Annotated in this window: 20 protein-coding genes; 9 read left to right on the top strand and 11 right to left on the bottom strand. The window is 66.4% G+C overall.

The window, feature by feature from the left end; all coding sequences use genetic code 11:
* Window positions 1–12: 12 nt before the first annotated feature.
* From ACQR1Y_RS04795 to soxA, 5 genes are read left to right on the top strand one after another with little or no spacing between them, the layout of a single operon-like run.
* Entirely contained in the window at window positions 13–1,290 is a 1,278-nt protein-coding gene (locus ACQR1Y_RS04795; protein WP_434875219.1) for an FCSD flavin-binding domain-containing protein, read from the top strand.
* Entirely contained in the window at window positions 1,274–1,720 is a 447-nt protein-coding gene (soxX, locus tag ACQR1Y_RS04800; protein ID WP_434875218.1) for a sulfur oxidation c-type cytochrome SoxX, read from the top strand. Before ACQR1Y_RS04795 ends, soxX begins: the two co-directional genes overlap by 17 nt.
* 15 nt (window positions 1,721–1,735) lie before the next feature.
* The gene (locus ACQR1Y_RS04805) at window positions 1,736–2,215 is read left to right on the top strand and encodes a SoxY-related AACIE arm protein (RefSeq protein WP_434875217.1); all 480 of its coding nucleotides are present in this window, start codon (window positions 1,736–1,738) and stop codon (window positions 2,213–2,215) included.
* Window positions 2,215–2,535, top strand: coding sequence for a thiosulfate oxidation carrier complex protein SoxZ (gene soxZ, locus ACQR1Y_RS04810; protein ID WP_434875216.1), 321 nt, complete (start codon window positions 2,215–2,217; stop codon window positions 2,533–2,535). Before ACQR1Y_RS04805 ends, soxZ begins: the two co-directional genes overlap by 1 nt.
* Entirely contained in the window at window positions 2,532–3,308 is a 777-nt protein-coding gene (gene soxA / locus ACQR1Y_RS04815) for a sulfur oxidation c-type cytochrome SoxA (RefSeq protein WP_434875215.1), read from the top strand. Before soxZ ends, soxA begins: the two co-directional genes overlap by 4 nt.
* A gap of 155 nt (window positions 3,309–3,463) precedes the next feature.
* Here soxA and ACQR1Y_RS04820 read toward each other — a convergent pair whose 3' ends face one another.
* A complete protein-coding gene (locus ACQR1Y_RS04820) occupies window positions 3,464–4,423 on the bottom strand; it encodes a LysR substrate-binding domain-containing protein (RefSeq protein WP_434875214.1) in 960 nt (319 codons plus the stop codon).
* Window positions 4,424–4,522: 99 nt separating this feature from the next.
* On the opposite strand from ACQR1Y_RS04820, the gene ACQR1Y_RS04825 reads away from it, so the two are divergent.
* The 3 genes from ACQR1Y_RS04825 (at window position 4,523) to ACQR1Y_RS04835 (ending at window position 6,087) form a co-directional block, all read left to right on the top strand.
* Window positions 4,523–4,954 (top strand): DoxX family protein, encoded by a 432-nt coding sequence (locus ACQR1Y_RS04825; RefSeq protein WP_434875213.1) that lies wholly within the window; start codon window positions 4,523–4,525, stop codon window positions 4,952–4,954.
* Window positions 4,955–5,018: 64 nt separating this feature from the next.
* Window positions 5,019–5,483, top strand: coding sequence for a hypothetical protein (locus tag ACQR1Y_RS04830; RefSeq protein WP_434875212.1), 465 nt, complete (start codon window positions 5,019–5,021; stop codon window positions 5,481–5,483).
* A 112-nt stretch (window positions 5,484–5,595) separates the two neighbouring features.
* Window positions 5,596–6,087, top strand: a complete 492-nt coding sequence (locus tag ACQR1Y_RS04835) for a TlpA family protein disulfide reductase (RefSeq protein WP_434875211.1) — start codon at window positions 5,596–5,598, stop codon at window positions 6,085–6,087.
* 244 nt (window positions 6,088–6,331) lie between these two features.
* On the opposite strand, the gene ACQR1Y_RS04840 is transcribed toward ACQR1Y_RS04835, so the two are convergent.
* From ACQR1Y_RS04840 to ACQR1Y_RS04865, 6 genes are all read right to left on the bottom strand, one after another.
* On the bottom strand, window positions 6,332–7,987 hold the full coding sequence (locus tag ACQR1Y_RS04840; RefSeq protein WP_434875210.1) for a regulator: 1,656 nt from the start codon (window positions 7,985–7,987) through the stop codon (window positions 6,332–6,334).
* 85 nt (window positions 7,988–8,072) lie between these two features.
* A complete protein-coding gene (locus ACQR1Y_RS04845) occupies window positions 8,073–8,759 on the bottom strand; it encodes a cysteine hydrolase family protein (RefSeq protein WP_434875209.1) in 687 nt (228 codons plus the stop codon).
* A gap of 1,159 nt (window positions 8,760–9,918) precedes the next feature.
* Window positions 9,919–10,953, bottom strand: a complete 1,035-nt coding sequence (locus tag ACQR1Y_RS04850) for a S1C family serine protease (RefSeq protein ID WP_434879829.1) — start codon at window positions 10,951–10,953, stop codon at window positions 9,919–9,921.
* Between the two features lie 67 nt (window positions 10,954–11,020).
* Complete coding sequence (locus ACQR1Y_RS04855) at window positions 11,021–12,274, bottom strand: c-type cytochrome (RefSeq protein ID WP_434879828.1); 1,254 nt, start codon at window positions 12,272–12,274, stop codon at window positions 11,021–11,023.
* 8 nt (window positions 12,275–12,282) lie between these two features.
* Window positions 12,283–14,049, bottom strand: coding sequence for a GMC family oxidoreductase (locus tag ACQR1Y_RS04860; RefSeq protein WP_434879827.1), 1,767 nt, complete (start codon window positions 14,047–14,049; stop codon window positions 12,283–12,285).
* Between the two features lies 1 nt (window position 14,050).
* The gene (locus tag ACQR1Y_RS04865; RefSeq protein WP_434879826.1) at window positions 14,051–14,842 is read right to left on the bottom strand and encodes a gluconate 2-dehydrogenase subunit 3 family protein; all 792 of its coding nucleotides are present in this window, start codon (window positions 14,840–14,842) and stop codon (window positions 14,051–14,053) included.
* A 278-nt stretch (window positions 14,843–15,120) separates the two neighbouring features.
* Here ACQR1Y_RS04865 and ACQR1Y_RS04870 point away from each other — a divergent pair, with 278 nt between their 5' ends.
* On the top strand, window positions 15,121–15,837 hold the full coding sequence (locus tag ACQR1Y_RS04870; protein WP_434857232.1) for a thermonuclease family protein: 717 nt from the start codon (window positions 15,121–15,123) through the stop codon (window positions 15,835–15,837).
* Between the two features lie 174 nt (window positions 15,838–16,011).
* Here ACQR1Y_RS04870 and cyoD read toward each other — a convergent pair whose 3' ends face one another.
* From cyoD to ACQR1Y_RS04890, 4 genes are all read right to left on the bottom strand, one after another.
* Window positions 16,012–16,404 (bottom strand): cytochrome o ubiquinol oxidase subunit IV, encoded by a 393-nt coding sequence (cyoD, locus tag ACQR1Y_RS04875; RefSeq protein WP_434879825.1) that lies wholly within the window; start codon window positions 16,402–16,404, stop codon window positions 16,012–16,014.
* Entirely contained in the window at window positions 16,401–17,042 is a 642-nt protein-coding gene (gene cyoC, locus ACQR1Y_RS04880) for a cytochrome o ubiquinol oxidase subunit III (RefSeq protein WP_434879824.1), read from the bottom strand. Before cyoC ends, cyoD begins: the two co-directional genes overlap by 4 nt.
* Before the next feature lie 24 nt (window positions 17,043–17,066).
* Window positions 17,067–17,900 carry a COX aromatic rich motif-containing protein gene (locus ACQR1Y_RS04885; protein ID WP_434879823.1) on the bottom strand — a complete coding sequence of 278 codons (834 nt, stop codon included), beginning with the start codon at window positions 17,898–17,900 and terminating at the stop codon, window positions 17,067–17,069.
* Window positions 17,901–17,975: 75 nt separating this feature from the next.
* The gene (locus ACQR1Y_RS04890; RefSeq protein ID WP_434879822.1) at window positions 17,976–19,298 is read right to left on the bottom strand and encodes a PQQ-dependent sugar dehydrogenase; all 1,323 of its coding nucleotides are present in this window, start codon (window positions 19,296–19,298) and stop codon (window positions 17,976–17,978) included.
* Between the last annotated feature and the right edge of the window lie 50 nt (window positions 19,299–19,348).

Genomic DNA, 19,348 nt, shown 5'->3' on the forward strand with positions numbered 1-19,348 from the left:
TATTCTCACGCAATGACATTGACCCGCAAGCGTACGCGCAGAGAGGTCGGCGGCCTGATCGCGGCAAGCGCTGCCCTGATCGCCGCGCCCGCCGTGCTGCGCGCGCAGACGGCGGCGCGCGTCGTGGTGATCGGCGGCGGCTTCGGCGGCGCGAGCTGCGCCCGCGCGCTGCGCAAGGCGGATGGCAAGCTCGACGTCACGCTGGTCGAGGCCAACAAGACCTTCACCTCCTGCCCCCAGAGCAACGAGGTGATCGCCGGCCTTCCCGACATCGGCAAGCAGCAGTTCGGCTACGACAAGATCGCGGCCGAGGGCGTTCGCGTGATGCTGCAGGCAGCCACCGCGATCGATGCGCCCGCGCACAAGGTCACGCTCGCGGACGGCACCACCTTGACCTATGACCGCCTCGTGCTGGCGCCGGGCATCGACATCGATTTCAATGCGTTGCAAGGCTATGACGAAGCCGCGTCCGCCGTCATGCCGCATGCCTACAAGGCCGGCGCGCAGACGCTGCTGTTGCGCCAGCAGATCGAGGCCATGGCGGATGGCGGCACGGTGGCGATCGCGGTGCCCGCCAATCCCTCGCGCTGTCCGCCCGCGCCGTACGAGCGTGCCAGCCTGATCGCGTATTATCTGAAGACTCACAAGCCGAAGTCGAAAGTGCTGATCCTCGACGCCAAGGACAATTTTTCGCAGCAGAAGCTGTTCGAGCAGGCTTGGCAGCAGCTCTACCCGGGCATGATCGAGCGCATTCCGCTGTCACAGGGCGGCCGCGTCACCGGCGTCGATGTCGCGACACGCTCTGTCATCACCGAGTTCGGCAACTACACGCCCGACGTCGCCAACATCATCCCGCCGCAAAAGGCCGGCCGCATCGCACAGCTTGCCGGCGCGGTCGACCGCACCGGCTGGTGCCCGATCGACGCCGCGAGCTTTGCCTCGAAGCTCGTGCCAGACATTCACGTCATCGGCGACGCCTGCCTCGGCGGCGGCATTCCGAAATCGGCCGGCGCGGCGCAGGCGCAGGGCAAGGCCTGCGCGACCGTGATCGCGCGCGATCTCACCGGAGCAACATCCGAGCCGCCACCGCTGACCGGCGTCTGCTATAGCCTCGTCGCGCCGGACTACGCATTCTCCTTGTCGGGCGTGTATCAGCCGAAGGGGGATCTGTTCGTCGAAGTCGAGGGTGGCCAGACCAGCCCCCTCAATGCCCGGCTGACGATGCGTGCGGCAGAGGCGGTCGCCGCAAGGGAATGGTTCGAGACGCTGACCCATGATGCCTTCGGCTAGCCGGCTATTCGCCGTGGTGATCAGCGCCCTGCCCGCAACAGCCGGCGCCGAGGGATTGAAGCCCTATACGGTCGAAGGCGACGGCATCGCGCACTCTCTCACCGGCCAGCCCGGCGATGCCACGCGCGGCCGTGCGCTGGTGCTGGCGCGCAGCTCGACCTGCATCCTTTGTCACTCCGGCCCATTTCCGGAGGCGCGCTTCCAGGGCGATCTCGCCCCAAGCCTCGCCGGCGCCGGCGGCCGCGCGACGATCCCGCAATTGCGGCTGCGGCTGGTCGATGCCAGCAGCATCAATCCCGCGACGATCATGCCGTCCTACTACCGCGTCGACGGGCTGACGCACGTCGGTTCCGCCTGGCGCGACAAGCCGATCCTGTCGGCGGAACAGATCGAAGACATCGTCGCCTATCTCGCGACCCTGCGCGAGTAAGCCTATATGAGCCGCATGTTCGAAACGGTCCACATCTCGCGTCGCCACCTGCTGCAAGTCGCGGGCACGCTGACCGCCGCCAGCGCGCTGCCGCTGATCACCGTCCGCGCGGCGCAGGCGACGCCCGCGATGCTCGCCTCCGCCATCCGCAATCTCGTCGGCGAAGCTCACGTGCAGGTCGGCAAGGTCCGGCTCGACATCCCGCCGCTGGTCGAGAACGGCAACACCGTGCCGATGACCGTCAGCGTCGATCACCCGATGACGCCCGACAGCTTCGTGAAGAGCATCCACGTCTTCAACGAGAAGAACCCGCAGCCCAACGTCGCGAATTTCCATCTCGCGCCGAGCGCGGGCCGCGCCCAGGTCACGACCCGCATCCGGCTCGCCGACACGCAGAAAGTTGTCGCGATCGCAAAACTCTCCGACGGCTCGTTCTGGTCGGCGACCGTCGACGTCATCGTCACGCTCGCCGCCTGCACCGAGGAGATGCCGTGATGCCCACAGCCCTCGTCAACGTGCCGCCCAAGGCCAGGCGCGGCGCGGTCATCGAGATCAAGACCTTGATGAGCCACGTCATGGAGCCCGGCTATCGTCACACCGCCGCCGGCGAGGTCGTGCCGCGCGACATCATCACCAGCTTCACCTGCAGGTTCAACGGCGCCGAGATCTTCCGCGCCGATCTCTATCCCGCCATTGCCGCCAACCCGTTTCTCTCGTTCTTCACCACGGCAAGCGAGAGCGGCAAGTTCGAATTCGAATGGATCGGCGACAACGGCTTCGTCGCCACCGCGTCGGCGGCGATCACGGTCGAATGACGCCGCGCGCACTCTTCGCCGTGGCTCTGCTCGGCTTGGGCCTGCCGGCGCTGGCCGGCGAGATCGCGACCGCCGACCGCCGCTCCGGCTATGACTTCATGTCGCCGGAGACCAAGGCGATGCAGGACGACGACACCACCAATCCCGCGATGCTGTCGGTGCTCGACGGGGAGACGCTGTGGACGACAAAGGCCGGCGCCGCCAACAAATCCTGCAACGATTGCCATGGCGCGGTCGACGTCAGCATGAAGGGCGTCGCCGCGCGCTATCCCGCCTTCAATGCCGCCAGCGCCGCGCCGGTCGATCTCGGCCAACGCGTCAATCTCTGCCGCAGGCAGCACCAGGAGGCGGAGGCCTTCGCGCCTGAGAGCCGCGAGCTGCTCGCGCTGACGGCGCTGATCGCCAGGCAGTCGCGCGGCATGCCGATCAAGGCCGGCGACGATCCGCGGCTGTCGCCGTTCGTCGCGCGCGGCCGCGAGCTGTTCGTTCAGCGCCAGGGCCAGCTCAACCTCGCCTGCGCCAATTGCCACGACGACAATTGGGACAAGCATCTCGCGGGCTCGTCCATCACCCAGGGGCAACCGACCGGCTATCCGATCTATCGCCTGGAATGGCAGGGCATGGGCTCGCTGCAGCGCCGCCTGCGCGGCTGCATGACTGGCGTGCGCGCGCAGGCGTTCGACTTCGACGCGCCCGACATGATCGCACTGGAGCTGTATCTGATGTCGCGCGCACGAGGCATGACGATCGACGCCCCGGCGGTAAGGCCTTGAGCTCGTGCTTCTGAGCAGAAGCCGCTATCAGCGCGGGCGCTTCAACCTCTCCCCGCTCTTTGCGGGGAGAGGGAGCGCACCGGTTGCGCGGCGACAACTCCTATGGCAGGGGCAGTCATCAGCTCGGATCACCCGGACAAACATCCTCCCTCTCCTCACGCCCCCACATTCCGCCTCTTCCTCCCGCCCGCCGCCGTCGCGTCGATCACCGGCGGCGGTCCCTCCGACGCCTGCTTCATCAGCGGATCGGCGGCGATGAAATCGATGAAGGTACGAACCTTGGCGGAGAGATATTTCCGGCTGGGATAGACCGCCATCAGCGGCGCCTTGATCGTCAGCAGCTCCGGCAGCACCGGCTCCAGCTGGCCGCTCGCGAGGTCGTCGGCCATCAGCCAGCGCGGCAGCACCGCCATGCCCATGCCGGCGACGGCCGCGTGATGCAGCAGGGTCTCGTTGCCGCTGATCAGCACATCCTTGAACGTCAGCGCCACCTCGCCCTCGGGACCGGGGACGGTGACCGTCCGCAGCGGATACAGCGCATATTTCAGCATCGCATGGCCGTTGAGATCGGCCACCGATTTCGGCCGCCCTGCCGCGGCGAGATAGCGCGGCGACGCCACGAGCTGCATCAGCACCGGAGCCAGCGGCCGGGCGATCAGTCCATCTCCGGGTGCCGCCGAGACGCGCAGCGCGAGATCGAACCCCTCCTCGACCAGGTTCACCAGCCGACCGCTGAGATCGAGATCGATCACGACGTCCGGGTAGCGCGCGCGGTAGGCCGCGAGCGTGCCGGCGAACAGCGCATTGGCGAACCACACCGGCGCGCTGACCTTCAAGGTGCCGCGCGGGATCACCGTAGCCTTGCTGACGACCGCCTCGGCCTCGTCCAGCTGATCCAGCATCGGACGCACCTGATCGAAATAGACCTGGCCGGCCTCGGTGAGGCCGACCCGCCGGCTGGTGCGGTTGAGCAGCCGCGTCGACAGCCGCTGCTCCAATTGCATGACGTGCTTGGAGGCCATCGCCGGCGACAGGCTCAGGCGGTCGGCCGCGGCCGCGAAGCTCTTGAGCTCGGCGACCTGGCAGAATACCCGAATACTGACGAGCGTATCCATCATCAACCCAGAGGAAACAATGCTTCAACGGCAAGCATAATGATCAAACCGGACGAAATCATCAATGTCGACCGCAGGATTCAATCTCGGAGACTCCTGATGTCCGCGACGACCACCAACGACCTTCCGCTGCAGCCCTCGCTCGCGCTGCGCATCGGCCTGTGGATCGCACAGGCCCTGCTCTTCGCCCTGTTCGCCTTCGCCGGCGTGACAAAGCTGTTCACGCCAATTCCGGAGCTGGCGCAGATGATGCCGTGGACCGGCGATCATTCCGCGACCTTCGTCCGCATCATCGGCCTGATCGATCTGGCGGGCGGCCTCGGCATGCTGCTGCCGTCGCTGACCCGCATCATGCCGCGCCTGACCGTGCTGGCCGCCCTCGGCTGCGCCACCCTGCAGGTGTTCGCCTTGGTCTTCCATCTCTCGCGCGGCGAAGGCGCGGTGACGCCACTCAACATCCTGCTGCTGGCGCTGTCGCTGTTCGTGCTGTGGGGCCGCAACGGCAAGGCGCCGATCGCGCCGCGCGGCTGAGCCGACAACCGGCGGCCCCGGCCAGGTCCAGGGCCGTCCCTCGCTCGCGACACGGAGGAAGACCATGAGCGAACCTGTTGCACCAGTGTCGCGCCGCGGCTTCCTCGCTGGCGCGACGGCCCTCGGCGCCCCAGCCCCCGCCGTGCCGGCCGTCGCCCAGCATCACGCCGGCATCGTCATCCTGATCGACCGCAATGACCCGCATGTGATGGGCCACGCCATCAGCTATTCGGGCAATCTGACGCGGCATTTCACCAGCCTCGGACAGACGCCCATCATCGAGGTCGTTGCCAACGGCACCGGCATCGACGTGTTGCGCGCCGACAAATCGCCGCTGCAGGAGCCGATCGCCGCGCTGCGCCAGATGTATCCGCATATCGGCTTCAGCATGTGCGCCTCGTCGAAGGCGATCGCCGAAAGCAAGGAGAACCTGACGATCCGGCTGATCGACGGCGCCAGGCTGGTGCCGTTCGGCATAGGGCGCGTCGTCGAGCTGCAGCGCAAGGGCTGGGCCTATGTCCATGGCTAGCTCTGCGTCTGCGAGCGCGCTCACGCGCCGCGCAGCTCTGCTGGGCGCCGCGACCACCCTCCTCGGATCGTCTCCGGCTGTCTGTGCCGCTGCCGATGATCCGAGCCCGCCGATGTTTCGCAGCGGCCGCAGCCAGTTCATCGTCGAACGGCCGCGCAATCCACTGCCCCCGCTGAAGCTTCAGGAGCTGAGCGGCAAGGACGTCACGCTCACGGCCAAGCCCGGCCACGTCACGCTGATCAATCTCTGGGCCACCTGGTGCGCGGCCTGCAAGACCGATCTGCCGACGCTCGCCGCGCTGGAGCGCATGCGCCTGCCGGCGCTCGAGATCTGGACCATCTGCACCGACCGCCGCGACATCAGGACGATCCGCCGCTATGCGGAGGCGATCGCGATGCCCCGTCTCTCCTTCGCCGACCCGCATGCTCAGGCGACCAATCCGGTCAATGCCGACGCCTCCATCTTTGCTACGACGGCGATGCCGATCACCTATCTGATCGGCACGGGCGGTTTGATCGAGGGCTATGTCACGGGCGCGGCCGAGTGGCTGTCGGAGCCCGGCCAGGACCTGCTGCGCTACTATCTCGATCAGCCACCGGCTTGACCGTTGGAGATACAAGGGCCGCCTGCAGACGTTGGTCTCTGCTGGTGTCGGCGTCTGCATCACCACGATGTCATTCCGGGGCAAGGCCGGCAGGCCTTGAACCCGGAATCCCGACATTGGCTTGCACCCGTTTCAACAAGCTCGAGATTCCGGGTTCAATCGCCAACACGCCGCCGCTTCGCGACGGCATGCTGACGATTGCCCCGGAATGACGGTGAAGCCTAGCCGTCGAAGCGCCGTTCACCTACTCCGCCGGCGCCGCGTGCATGTCGGCATGCGGCACGTAGCTCTCGGACATGCCCAGCCGTCCGAGCCAGAACAGCCCGCCGGCGACCACGACATAAGCGAGCGCCACCGCCGGCGTCACGCCGAAGCCGCCGCCGATGCCGACGGCCTCGCCGTGCATGAAGCCGAAATAGGTCATGATAGCTCCGGCGAGCGCAAAGGCCGCCGCCTTGGTGAAGTCGCGCTCGATCACGAACACGCCGATGGCGCCGAGCACGAGGCCGGCGAGGATCGAGCCGCCGCCCATCACCTCGAGCCCGTGATACAGCACGCCCTGCTGCGGCAGCGCCGCGATCGCCGCGGCCTTGACCGCGTCGACCTTGTCGGCCGCCAGCCCGCCGACGGCCTGCGCCGCCGTGACCGTCGAGGCCAGCATGGTGTCGATCTGCAGCTTGGCCCAGGCGGCGAGATGCGGCGTGAAGGCGAGCACGATCGCCGGCGCGTGCTTGACCGGCGTAGTCTGGAACGCCTGCGCGCCGATCAGCATGCCGATATAGAGCAGGATCGGCGAGATCGCGACCACCGGCACCAGCGCCAGCAGCACCGAGATGATGCCGAGCCAGGACAGCACAATCACCATCACGCCGGTCGCCGCGGAATAGCCGATGCGGCCGCCCATCGCCTTCCAGCCAGGATGGCCGATATAGACCGCGTTGATGAAGGGGTTGCCCATCATGCAGCCGATCAGGCTGACGATTCCGTCGGCGGTCAGCACGCGCGTGGTCGGATATTCGTCGCCGGCGGCCTCCGCGCTCTCGACATTGTCCATGGCCTCGACGAGGTCGTAGATGCCGAACGGGATCGCGGTGACCAGGATGATCCCCAGATATTCGAAGCCGGAGAACACCGTGCCAAACGCCGGCAGCGGCACCGAGAAGCCGAAGCTCGCGAAGGCATCGCCGACGCCCTTGACGCTGAGACCGCCGAGCCCGAGGCCGAACAGGTTCGAGCCCCAGGCGATGATCATGCCGACGGCGATCGCGACCAGACCCGCCGGCAGGCCCTTCGGATACTTCACGCCGCCGAACCAGCTCACGAGGATGATCGCGAAGCACACGAGGCCGATCTGCGGCGTCATGTACATCTCGAGCGCCGGCCGCATCGAGATGAAGGTGACGGAGACGCCGGCCAGCGTGCCGAGCAGCGCGGCGCGCGGCGTGATCTTGCGGATGTAAGGCGCGATGAAGCCGCCGATCATCAGGATGAAGCTCTGGAAGAACACCCAGACGAGGCCCGCCGACCAGCCCTTCAGCGGATCGCCGGTCTTCAAGGTGATCGGCAGCATGATCACGAAGGTGACGATGAACATGTGCGGCACGCTGACGCCGGAGGGCAGCGCGCAGACATCGGTCCGTCCGGTCTTCTGCGCCAGCCGATAGGCGAGGAACGCGTAGTAGAGCGTCGACAGGCACATCATCAGGCCGAGCGCCGGCAGGATGCGGCCGAACACCAGGCTGTCCGGCATCTTCAGCACGAAGCGCAACAGCCCGGTGAGGACGAGCATGTTGACGAGGATGTTGGTGCCGAAACCGAAGAACGCGTTCCAGTCTCCGGGTGTCCAGAGCACCGGCTTGAAATCCGCTTTGACCGAGCTTGCCGTCCCGCTTCCGCTCATCGCCTTGCTCCCCTGTTTGCCGTCAGCGACTACATGATCGAACTCATTCGTCTCAGATCTCTCAGTCCGTCTTTCAGGCCATCTCTCAGGTCATGGCCTTCAGCACCGCGGCGGAGTCCGCGACCCAGCCGAAGATGCCGCCCTGGGCCTTGATCATCTTCAGGCCCATCTCGTGGAATTCCGGGAAGTAGGAGGCGCAGCCGTCGGAGATAACAACGCAGCGATAGCCGCGGTCATTGGCTTCGCGCACGGTGGTGTTGACGCAGACCTCGGTGGTGACGCCGCACACCAGAAGGTTCTCGATGCCGTGATGCTTCAGCACATCGCCCATCTCGGTGGCGTAGAACGCGCCCTTCCCCGGCTTGTCGATCACCACCTCGCCGTCGATGGGATAGAGCGCGGCAATGATGTCGTGCCCGGCCTCGCCGCGGATGAGGATGCGTCCCATCGGTCCGGGATCGCCGATGCGCAAGCTGGGCGCGCCGCGCTCGACCTTCGCCGGCGGCGCGTCGGACAGATCCGGCTCGTGGCCTTCGCGGGTATGGATGACCAGCATGCCGCTCTTACGCGCCGCCGCCAGCACATTCGCGATCGGCTGCACGGCGCGCGCCAGCTGCGACACGTCATTGCCCAGCGTCTCGCCGAAGCCGCCCGGCTCCATGAAGTCGCGCTGCATGTCGATGATGACGAGCGCGGACTTGGAGAGATCGAGCGTGATCGGCTCCGGTTCGGCGATGATCGTTGCGGTTGCCGATGCAGCTGGGTTCGCCATGTCGCCGCGTGCCTCCCCGCGAAAATGCGTCGCAGACAACGAAGCAAGCGGTGTGCCATTGTGTACAATTGGGGAGACGGCAACGGCGATTGCGAAGTACGAACTCATTCAACAGGTTGGTGAGATTGCCGAAGCTGCCCGCTTGCTGAGCAGGCGCATTTGGCGCGAATTCAGCCCATTTCGTGAGCGGTCATTGCATGCAACGATCACCTTGATGCAACTCTGTGCGGCAAGAAACGGACTGAGTGGGACTTCGTACGATGCCGGAGGTACGATCACCGATCGCGCCGATTAAAAGGTGTCGTCCCGGGCTTGACCCGGGACCCATAACCACCGGCTACTCTTTGATGCACAGACGTCGACCAGCTCGCTCTTACCACTCCCGCCGCGGCGTATGGGTCCCGGGTCAAGCCCGGGACGACGGCGGAGGGCGGCGCGACATATTCCGATAAAAATAATCTACTTGCTATTTTTACGAATAAATGATTATCTCCCCGCGTCCCGCCTCAAGCAGAGGGGCGTAGCGCGCGATCGTCACGACACGCGAGGCGGGGATGCGGTGGCCGCGAGAGATCGCAGCGTCCTCGGCAACGAGGGCGCGGACGAACGATCGATCGCGGACGTGAAGTCGCAGCGTCCTGATACCCCGATGCTGGTATCAAGCCGCGATGGCACCGATGTGCCGCGTGGTGATGGTGGCCAACAAGCCCGGCGCACCAGGGAGACTGCGTATAAGCGTGAAGACCATCGCGCAGGGAATGCCGGCGTGTTCCGGCTTTGCCTGTGGTACCTGCCGCCTGCATTTTTTTCCGCAGGCGGGCCATGGGTGAGGCTGTCACCCGGCATTCCCTGCGCCCTCTGCATGTTTGTGAGGGACGAACGAAGCGAACAACTCGGGCGTCATCAGCCGCGAGAACGAAATGCCATGCTTATCGCCGCCTGACCCGTATCGCCGCCAAAACCACCGCCGTCGTCCCGGACAAGCCGCGACGCGCGCCAGCGCGTCACGGCGCCGATCCGGGACCCATACTCCGCAGCAGATGTGTTGGGCAAAAAGCCAATGACCAGACTGCCTCAAACCGCTCTCTGGGGGTATGGGTCCCGGCGTTCGCCGGGACGACGACGGAGGTTGTGGCGACAGCTCTGGGTGCCGCGAAAACTAGGACGCCTGCCGCGCCGCCGGCTTGCGCTCCACCGGGTGGATGTCGATGCCGCGCAATCTGCCCAGCCGCAGCACGTCCATCGCCAGGGTGCGGCCGATGCGGTCGCGGTCGAGGACGCGGATCAGATCGTCGACGCCGTTGATGTCGACGCCGTCCAGCTTGATCACGACATCGCCCGGCAGCAGGCCGGCGCGGGCCGCCGGTCCGTCCGGCTCGATCTGCATCAAGAGCGCGCCCATCTTGTTCTCGACACCGGCGAGCACGGCATGACGCCGCGGCACCGGGGCGGTCTGGCCGGAGACCCCGATATAGGCGCGGCGGACATAGCCGTGGCGGATGATCTCCGACAGCACGAACTGCGCGGTGTTGCTGGCGACTGCGAAGCAGATGCCCTGCGCGCCCTGGATGATGGCGGTGTTGATGCCGATCACCTCGGCAGCCGACGACACCAGCGCGCCGCCGGAATTGCCGGGGTTGAGTGCGGCATCGGTCTGGATGACGTCCTCGATCGTCCGGCCCGAGACGGAGCGGATCGAGCGTCCCAGTGCCGACACGACGCCAGCCGTCACGGTCGACTCGAAGCCCAGAGGATTGCCGATCGCGACCACGAGCTGGCCACGCCGCAGGCTCTTGGAGTTGCCGAGCGCGGCATAGCGCAGGTCGCGGGCATGGTTGGCGCGCAGCAGCGCAAGATCGGTGTCGGGATCGACGCCGAGCACCTGCGCATCGGTGACCACGCCCTCGACGTCGCGCAGCCGGATGGCTTTCGAGCTGCCGACCACATGGCTGTTCGTCAGCACCAGCCCATCCGGCGAGATCACGATGCCGGAGCCGAGGCCGCCGCGCTCGGCGCGGGAGCCGGCTTTCGGTCCGGTCTCGACGCGCACGACGGCGGGGCCGACCCGCTCGGTGACGTCGATGACCGCATTGGAATAGGCGTCGAGCAGCGCCCGGTCATCGGCCGGGGCAGCAGACGACACTTGCGCCGGCGACAGCGCGTCGCCGGCGAGATCTGAGGTAAAGTCCAACATGGCGAAATTTCCTTCGCCTCGTCAGATGGGTAGCAAGCGGCGTCTGTGCAAGGCGGCGCGACGGCCGTCAATCGGCGGCGCCCGTCACCTTGCCGCGAATGGCCTTTACGTCACCCGCGCTCACCGCAGATGCGGCATTGCCCCAGCTGTTGCGGACATAGGTGACGACGGCCGCGATCTGCTCGTCGCTGAGACGATAGCCGAAGGACGGCATCGTCGGCGCGGTCGGATGCGTCGCGGTGGCTGCCGCCTGCCCGCCGGTGATCACCACATGGATCAGCGAGGCCGGATCGTCCTGAACCGCGATCGTCGCGCCCGCGAGCTTCGGGAACACCCGCGGGATGCCCTCGCCGCTGCGGACGTGGCAGGCCGCGCAAGTATCGACGAAGATCGCCTCACCCATCTTCATCCGGCCGTCACTGGCAACCACGGGGCTCGGCGCCGCGGCCCCCGCCGCGCCGCGTTCTTTGAGATAGACGGCCATGGCCTTGATATCATCGTCCGGCATCTTCGAGGTCGAGTTCTCGACCACGTCCTTCATCGGGCCGGAGGCGATGACGCCGCGCGCCTGGCCGTTCTTGAGATATTGCACGATGTCGTCGACCGACCATTTGCCGAGCCCGAGCTGGGCGTCGTTGGTGATGTTCGGCGCGGTCCAATTGTCGATCTGTCCGCCCTGGAACGCGCGGTCGGACTTGTTGGCGCCGAGCGCGTTCATCGGCGTATGGCAGACTCCGCAATGGCCGAGGCCTTCGACCAGATAGGCACCGCGATTATAAATCTCCGATTTCGCCGGATCTGGCTTGAACTCGCCCGGCGTGAAGAACATCGCGTTCCAGCCCAGCATCGAGGTGCGGATGTTGAACGGAAACGGCAGAGTGTTGCGGTTGACCGCGTTCGACACCGGCGCCAGCGAGCGCAGATAGGCGAAGATCGCGTCGGAGTCCGCGCGCGTCACCTTGGTGTAGGACGGATAAGGGAATGCCGGATAGAGCCGCGCGCCGTTCGGCCGCTTGCCCTCATGCATGGCGCGCGCGAAATCGTCCGCGCTCCAGCTGCCGATGCCGGTGACGTTGTCCGGCGTCAGGTTCGGCGTCATGATCGCGCCGAACGGGGTCTGCAGCGCCAGCCCGCCGGCGAACGGCGCGCCGCCGGGCGCGGTGTGGCAGGCGACGCAGTCGCCGGCCGTCACCAGCGCCCTGCCGCGCATTGCCTCGAGATAGGTGTCGGGATCGGCGATCGCCGCCGACGGGATCGCCAGCAGCGCGACGGCCAGCAGATGCCGCAGCCCACGTCCGCGGGTGGTCCCGTGCCTCGTCATGTTCGCGCTCATTGCTGCACCAGAGCTCCGGGAGATTTCAGATATTTCTTCTGAATGGCATCGAGCGCCCAATAGGTCAGCGCTCCCACCGTGCCCGTCGGGTTGTAGCCGGCGTTCTGCGGGAAGGTCGACGCGCCGAACACGAACACGTTCGAGACGTCCCAGGACTGCAGATAGCGGTTCAGCACGCTGGTCTTGGGGTCAGAGCCGGTGACGGTGCCGCCGGTGTTGTGCGTGCTCTGATACGGCACCACGTTCCAGGGGGTATTGAGCCGGTTGAGCTGCGTGGTCTTGGCGCCCATCGCCTTGGCGATCTCCTCGCAGCGCTCGGCCATCCAGTTGGCCATCTTGATCTCGTTCGGCTGATAGTCGAACGTCATCCGCATCAGGGGCCGCCCGAGCTCATCCTTGTAGGTCGGGTCGAGATCGAGATAATTCGCGCGGTAGCTCATCACGCTGCCCTGGGCGCCGACATTGGTGACGCGCTGATAGGTCTCGCGCACCGCCTTCTTCCAGGCCGAGCCCCAGGTCGGGGTGCCCCGCGGCGTCGGCCGGTACATGATCGGCCGGCCGTTGGTGTAGGCGTTGGTGATCGACGCGCCGCCCACGAAGCCATGCGGGCCGTGATCGAAATTGTCGCTGTTGTAGTCGTCGAGCGCCACGCCGAGCGAGCCCGCCGCCGCGAACAGATTGAAGTTGACGTTGTCGAAGAAGGCGGTCGCGCCGGAACCGGTCTGGTAGGCGTAGTTGCGGCCGACCACGCCCTCGCCCGAGTTCGGATCATAGGGCTTGCCGATGCCCGACAGCAGCATCAGGCGGACGTTGAACAGGCCGTAGGCGCACAGCAGCACGAGGTCCGCCGGCTGCTCCCACTCCTCGCCATTGGCGTCGACATAGATCACGCCGGTCGCCATCTTGCCGTCGCCCGACAGCTTGACCCTGGTGACCTCGCATTCGGTGCGGGCCTCGAAATTCGGCTCGCGCACCAGCGCCGGCAGCACGCAGGTCTGCGGCGACGACTTCGAATAGTTCGAGCAGCCGAAGCGCTCGCAGAAGCCGCAATAGGTGCACGGCGCCATGCTGCAGCCGTACGGATTGGTGTAGGCCGACGACAGGTTCGCCGAGGGGCGCGGGAACGGATGCAGGCCCATGCCGGTCGCGGCCTTCGTGAACAGCTCCTGCGAGTAGCCCTGCTTCATCGGCGGCGTCGGGTAGTCGCGCTCGCGCCAGCCCTCGAACGGGTTGCCGCCGGCTTGCGTCTGCCCCTTGATGTTGCCGGCCTTGCCGGAGATGCCGAGCACATGTTCGAACTTGTCGTAGAACGGCTCGAGCTCGTCATAGCTCATCGGCCAGTCCTGGATCTGGTGGCCCTCCGGCATGATCTTTTCGCCGTAGCGCTCGATCGTGTTGCTGCGCAGGCGGAAGTCGTTGGGCAGAAACCGCCAGGTCTGGCCGTTCCAATGCGAGCCGGCGCCGCCGACGCCGTTGCCCGGCAGGAAGCTGCCCCAGCGCCGGATCGGCAGCGCGGTCTGGGACGAATTGTTGCGCATGGTCAGCGTTTCCTGCCGCGTGCGCAGGAAGATGTCGTGGCGGACGGCGTAGCGCAGCTCGTCCGGCGCGGTGCCGATGTTGAAGTCGGTGGCTGTGTCGCGCCACGGGCCGCGCTCGATCGCGACGACGTCGAGACCGGAGCGGCACAGTTCGAGCGCCATGATCGAGCCGGTCCAGCCGAGCCCGACGATGGCGACATCCTTGCGTGGAAGACGGCGTGCCATGTCAGCGAACTCCCCAGGCCGGCTGGCCCTGCATGCTCACCGGAGGCAGCGTGTAAGGCTTGTTTGGATTGTCGATCACGTCGCGGAAGTCGTAGCGCACGCCGGGGAAACCGATCAGCTTCCAGCCCGCCATGTCCTTGTTGCCGCCGTAGATCGGGTCGGCGAAGAAGCCTTCCATGGTGTTGGTATGCACCGCATTGAACAGCATGCGGCTGGAGAAGCCCTCGAACTTCACATCGCCCTTCTCCATGCCGGCGAGCAGTCTGTCCTTCTCCTCGCCGGACAGATCGGTGAAGGCCCGGCCACCGAAATTGGCCTTGCAATAGGCGGCGAGCGCCGCGAGCCCCTGGCGATATTGCTGCCGCGGCGTCAGAGGCGACTGCAGGCCCTGCGTCGGCAGCGGATTGGTAGAGAACGGCCCCTGCATGTAGAGCCAGTCGTGACCGCCATAGGGGCCGGTCAGCTGCCGGTCGATGAAGGTGGCGACGCCGGAGTCCTTGGCGCCCGGGCCAAGCTCGTCGGCAGGGATCAGGCGGTCGACGATCGCGTCGACGACGGCGGCCTCCTCGGCGGTGAAGAACAGCCAGCCTCCCGGCGTCACGGGCGTCACCGGGTAGACCTCGTTCGGCCGCCACGGCAGCACCTTGGTCACGACCTTCGCCGTTGCTCCAGACGTCGTGATCAGCAGCGCCGCCGTTGCCAACAGGCTTCGGCGCGACATGCCCGCATGGCGCGGCGTTTCGGTCGGCGGCGCGAACTTGGCGCGCATGGCCGAGCGATCGTCGGTGTGCATCTCTTCAGCCCCCTCTTGCCGGGTCTCCGCGATCCCAGCCTGGAATGCTTCTTAGACGAATTCGTTAGGAAGTCTTGTCGGGTTTTGCTGCGTCTGGCTCATGGCTCATCTGCGCGGGGGCGCAGGGTCCACCGCAACAAGCCTTCACAGCTTCGATCAGCACGAATTGATCATGTGTTGTTCCAGATGTTAGAACTCACAGCAGCACGGGCAAGGAGAAAGAAATGGAAATGTCGACCGCCGGGTTTCGGACAGCGATCGTTGTTGCGATCGCGTCCATGGCCGCGCTGAGCCCGGCGCTGGCCGCGACGGCGACAGTGCGCAGCGGCGACACGCTCCAGCTCGGCGACGCCGTGTATCGGCTCGACGGCATCGATGCGCCGGAGGTCGATCAGCTCTGCATCGACGACCATGCCGATCCCTGGAGCTGCGGCGTCGAGGCGCGCGAGCAGCTCAGCAAGCTGATCGGTGGCCGCTCGGTGCGCTGCGAGGATCTCGGTCCGGACAAGCCGCTGAAGACGCGCAAGATCGGGATCTGCGCCGTCGACGGCGACAAGGTCAGCCTCAACCAGCAGATGGCGCGCGCGGGCTTCGCGGTCAGCGCCGATCCGGCGGCCAAGGCACGGGTCAAGGACGACGTCGCCGCGGCCAAGGAGGCACTGCGCGGGCTGTGGAAGGGGTGTTTCATCGCGCCGAACGAGTTCCGCAGCGACAAGAAGGATGGCGCCCTGCTCGGCGCCGCCTGCCGCGCCGACCGCGACCGCGAGATCCGCGCGGTGCTGTTCCCGGAAGCGCCGAGCGCGCCGCCCGGCTGCACCATCAAGGGCAAGTTCGCGGTGCGCGCCCGCGTCACCGGCAACATCGGCATCTATCATCTGCAGGGCTGCCCGAGCTATCCCGCGACCACCGAGCCCGACCGCTGGTTCTGCTCCGAGGACGACGCGAGAGCTTCCGGCTTCCGCAGGGCGTTCAATTGCCGGGCGCAGAAGAAGTAAGGACGACGCGTTGACGCGCGGGAGCAAATTTACAGCGTTCGCGCGGCCCCTGGATTGCTTCGCTTCGCTCGCAATGACGACTGTGGCGGGCACCTCGCCCCGCAAACTCCGTCATCGCGAGCGCAGCGAAGCGATCCAGGGGCTCAGCAAAGGCTCGGTGATCGGCGAAGATGCTTACTGCTGCATCTGCATCAGCTGATTCATCGGCATCATGTTGTGGTTCAGGTTCGCCATGATCCATAGCGAGCCGCCGACCACGAGAAGCACGATCAGCAGACCGAAGGCGAGCGCGAGCACGTTGTTGGTGTTGTCGGGTCCGGTGGTGATGTGCAGGAAGAACACGAGGTGCACGCCCATCTGCGCGATCGCCAGCACGATGATGGCGACGGGGATCGAGGGCTGCCAGACGAGATGGGTGCCCGCGATGAAGAACGACACGGCGGTGAGGAGGATCGCAAGCCCGAGGCCGGCCAGATAGAACAGCACGCGCGAGCGCAGGTCGCCGTGCTGCTGCTCTCCCGGAGCGAGATCGCCGCGATCACCGAACTCCTGGGCGTGATCGCTCATGTCGCACTCCCGAGCAGATAGACCACGGAGAACACCGCGACCCAGATGATGTCGAGCGCGTGCCAGAACAGCGCGAAGCACAGGATGCGGCGCTCGATGTCGGCGCGGAAGCCTTTCGCAACCACCTGCGCCATCATGGTCAGCAGCCAAAGAATGCCGGCCGCGACATGAAGGCCGTGGCAGCCGACCAGGGTGAAGAACGCCGACAGGAAGGCGCTGCGGCTCGGCCCGTCGCCGCGGCCGACGAGATCGGCGAACTCGCGGATCTCCATCAGCAGGAAGCCGGCGCCGAGCAGGCCGGTGACGGCCATCGCGATCTGGAACCAGAACGCGTTGTGGCGGTCGGCGGCGATGCTCGCCATGCCGCAGGTGAAGCTCGACAGCAGCAGCAGTGCGGTCTCGATCGCGACGTTGCGGATGTCGAACAGCTCGGCCCCGCCGGGTCCGCCGGCCGTGCCGCCCGACAGCACCGCGAAGCTCGCGAAGAAGCACGAGAACATCACGATGTCGGAGAGCAGGAAGATCCAGAACCCGAACCCGGTCACGATCCGCTTCGGCGCCGGCCCCGGATGCTCGGTGGCACGCAGATGATGCGGATCGGCAAGAGCCGGCGATTGCTCGACCGTGGTCACCGACATCGGTCCACTCCGACTGCAACGATGTCAATGGGCATGAGACACACCGCTCTCCTCGCGCGACTTGTTCTCGCTGAGCTGCGGCCCCGGCGCCGGCGGAATGTGCTGCATGGCGATCTTGCCGAACAGTTCGGGATCATCGAGCCGGAAGGTCCTCGGCGTCTTCTCGACCGACTGCGCCGCGAGTTCCTTGTAGCTGGCTTCGTCGAGCACCTGGTCGCTCTTCGCCGCGTTGGTTGCCCAATTGGTGAAATCTGGCTGCGCCACCACGTTGGTGTCGAACATCATGTCGGGAAAGCCGTCGCCGCTGAATTGCGAGGCGAGCCCCTTGTAAGTGCCGACGTGATCGCCGCGCAGGTTCAGCCGGGTCACCATGCCGTTCATGGTGTAGATCATGCCGCCGAGTTGCGGGATGAAGAACGCGGTCATCACGCTGCCGGAGGTCAGTTCGAACTGCAGCGGCGCGCCGATCGGAACGGTGAGGCTGTTGACGGTCGCGATGCGCTGGTCGGGATAGATGAACAGCCATTTCCAGTCGAGCGACACCGCCTGGATGCGAATGGGCAGCCCGGTGCCCTCGACCGGCTTGGCGGGGTCCAGCTCATGCGAGCCGATCCAGGCGACGCCACCGAGCAGGATCACGGTCAGCGCCGGGATCGACCACACGACGAGCTCGACCGCGCCGGAATAGGCGAAGTCCGGCCGATAACGCGCCCGTGTGTTGGAGCTCCGGAACCAGTAGGCGGCGGCGAGCACCGCAATCGAGGTCGGAACGATGATCGCCAGCATGATGATCACGGAATCGATCAGGATCGTCTGCTGGGCGGCGGCGATCGGTCCCTTCGGATCGAAGATGTTCATGCGGTCTTCCGGCGTTCAACCCCGCACACAACCCATCTTGGGTCGGGAGGTTCCTGCGCCGCAATACGACCGCGCTCAGCGGCTGACGCGCCAGCTCGTGCCGTTGCCGTCCTCGGAGATCAAAAGACTCCCGTCGCGCGCGATGGTGACGCCAACCGGCCGGCCCCACACCTCGCGATCATTCACGACGAAGCCGGTGACGAAGTCCTCATATTCGCCGGTGGGCACGCCATCCTTGAGCCTGATACGAATAACCTTGTAGCCGGTGCGCTTCGACCGGTTCCACGAGCCGTGCTCGGCCGCGAAGGCATCGCCGAGATACTCCGGCGGGAACAGGTTGGCGTCGTAGAACGTCAGGCCGAGCGAGGCGGAATGGGCCTGCAGGAGCACGTCGGGTACGGTGATCTGCCTCTTGAGGTCGTGCCGCTCGCCGGAATGACGCGGATCGGGATTGTCGCCCATGTAGTACCAGGGCCAGCCGTAGAAGGCGCCCTCCTTCACCCGCGTGACATAGTCCGGCACGAGATCGTCGCCGAGCCCGTCCCGCTCATTGGTCGAGCACCAGGGCTGGCCGGTCGCGGGCTGGATCGCGAGGCCGACACAGTTGCGGATGCCGCTCGCGAACAGCTTGCGGTTCCTGCCGTCGGGATCGAACGCCAGCACGCCGGCGCGATCGGTCTCGCCGCCCCAGGCCGCGCCGAGCGGATGCGCCTTGATCCAGGCGGCCAGCCCGCCGGCTGGTTCGCCCAGGGCTTCGCCGACATTGCCGGCAGAGCCGACCGAGACCAGCATGCGCTGGTCGTCCTTCGTGAAGACGATGTCGCGGGTGGAATGGCCGTAGCCCGCCGGCAGATCGGGAACGACGACCTGCATCGGCCCCGACGCCTTCATGTCGCCGGAGCGATACGGAAACCGCATCACGCGCTCGGTGCTCGCGACATAGACCCATTGCGGGTCGCGGCTCGGATAGAACGCGATGCCGAAGGGCTGACCGAGACGGTCGGCGAAGATCTCACTCGTTGCGACCTTGCTGCCATCCTCGCTCGGGCGCAGCACGCGAACCCGCCCTGCCCGCGTCTCGGCGACGAAGATGTCGCCGTTGGGAGCGGTGCGGATGATGCGCGGTCCGCTCAGCCCCTCCGCGAACAGCGCGATCTTGAAGCCATCGGGGACCTTGGGTGTGGCCGAGGCCGGCCGCTGCACCACGCGAGAGACATTAGCGGCGGACGCCGTCGCGCCCGGCTTGGGCAGGTCTTCGGGGCGGATGAGCCGGATCGTGCCGGGCGTATCGCCCTGCCAGCTTCCGAACGCGTCCCTGCCCTTGAGCACGACCGGCTCGGCGGCAGCCGCCGTCACCATCAGCGTGCTCAGGACAGCCGTCGTGATCCGTCGCGTCATGTCGTCCTCGCATCTCGAGCGGCCGGCAGCCACCTTCGTCCCGGCCCGGC

Source organism: Bradyrhizobium sp. HKCCYLRH3099 (genome assembly GCF_051167855.1).
GTDB lineage: Bacteria > Pseudomonadota > Alphaproteobacteria > Rhizobiales > Xanthobacteraceae > Bradyrhizobium.

What these genes read in the sequence shown, in the direction of transcription:
- ACQR1Y_RS04795 (WP_434875219.1), top strand. Translation starts at nt 13, where the DNA reads ATGACATTGACCCGCAAGCGTACGCGCAGAGAGGTCGGCGGCCTGATC.
- soxX (WP_434875218.1), top strand. Translation starts at nt 1,274, where the DNA reads ATGATGCCTTCGGCTAGCCGGCTATTCGCCGTGGTGATCAGCGCCCTG.
- ACQR1Y_RS04805 (WP_434875217.1), top strand. Translation starts at nt 1,736, where the DNA reads ATGTTCGAAACGGTCCACATCTCGCGTCGCCACCTGCTGCAAGTCGCG.
- soxZ (WP_434875216.1), top strand. Translation starts at nt 2,215, where the DNA reads ATGCCCACAGCCCTCGTCAACGTGCCGCCCAAGGCCAGGCGCGGCGCG.
- soxA (WP_434875215.1), top strand. Translation starts at nt 2,532, where the DNA reads ATGACGCCGCGCGCACTCTTCGCCGTGGCTCTGCTCGGCTTGGGCCTG.
- ACQR1Y_RS04820 (WP_434875214.1), bottom strand. Translation starts at nt 4,423, where the DNA reads ATGGATACGCTCGTCAGTATTCGGGTATTCTGCCAGGTCGCCGAGCTC.
- ACQR1Y_RS04825 (WP_434875213.1), top strand. Translation starts at nt 4,523, where the DNA reads ATGTCCGCGACGACCACCAACGACCTTCCGCTGCAGCCCTCGCTCGCG.
- ACQR1Y_RS04830 (WP_434875212.1), top strand. Translation starts at nt 5,019, where the DNA reads ATGAGCGAACCTGTTGCACCAGTGTCGCGCCGCGGCTTCCTCGCTGGC.
- ACQR1Y_RS04835 (WP_434875211.1), top strand. Translation starts at nt 5,596, where the DNA reads ATGTTTCGCAGCGGCCGCAGCCAGTTCATCGTCGAACGGCCGCGCAAT.
- ACQR1Y_RS04840 (WP_434875210.1), bottom strand. Translation starts at nt 7,987, where the DNA reads ATGAGCGGAAGCGGGACGGCAAGCTCGGTCAAAGCGGATTTCAAGCCG.
- ACQR1Y_RS04845 (WP_434875209.1), bottom strand. Translation starts at nt 8,759, where the DNA reads ATGGCGAACCCAGCTGCATCGGCAACCGCAACGATCATCGCCGAACCG.
- ACQR1Y_RS04850 (WP_434879829.1), bottom strand. Translation starts at nt 10,953, where the DNA reads ATGTTGGACTTTACCTCAGATCTCGCCGGCGACGCGCTGTCGCCGGCG.
- ACQR1Y_RS04855 (WP_434879828.1), bottom strand. Translation starts at nt 12,274, where the DNA reads ATGACGAGGCACGGGACCACCCGCGGACGTGGGCTGCGGCATCTGCTG.
- ACQR1Y_RS04860 (WP_434879827.1), bottom strand. Translation starts at nt 14,049, where the DNA reads ATGGCACGCCGTCTTCCACGCAAGGATGTCGCCATCGTCGGGCTCGGC.
- ACQR1Y_RS04865 (WP_434879826.1), bottom strand. Translation starts at nt 14,842, where the DNA reads ATGCACACCGACGATCGCTCGGCCATGCGCGCCAAGTTCGCGCCGCCG.
- ACQR1Y_RS04870 (WP_434857232.1), top strand. Translation starts at nt 15,121, where the DNA reads ATGGCCGCGCTGAGCCCGGCGCTGGCCGCGACGGCGACAGTGCGCAGC.
- cyoD (WP_434879825.1), bottom strand. Translation starts at nt 16,404, where the DNA reads ATGAGCGATCACGCCCAGGAGTTCGGTGATCGCGGCGATCTCGCTCCG.
- cyoC (WP_434879824.1), bottom strand. Translation starts at nt 17,042, where the DNA reads ATGTCGGTGACCACGGTCGAGCAATCGCCGGCTCTTGCCGATCCGCAT.
- ACQR1Y_RS04885 (WP_434879823.1), bottom strand. Translation starts at nt 17,900, where the DNA reads ATGAACATCTTCGATCCGAAGGGACCGATCGCCGCCGCCCAGCAGACG.
- ACQR1Y_RS04890 (WP_434879822.1), bottom strand. Translation starts at nt 19,298, where the DNA reads ATGACGCGACGGATCACGACGGCTGTCCTGAGCACGCTGATGGTGACG.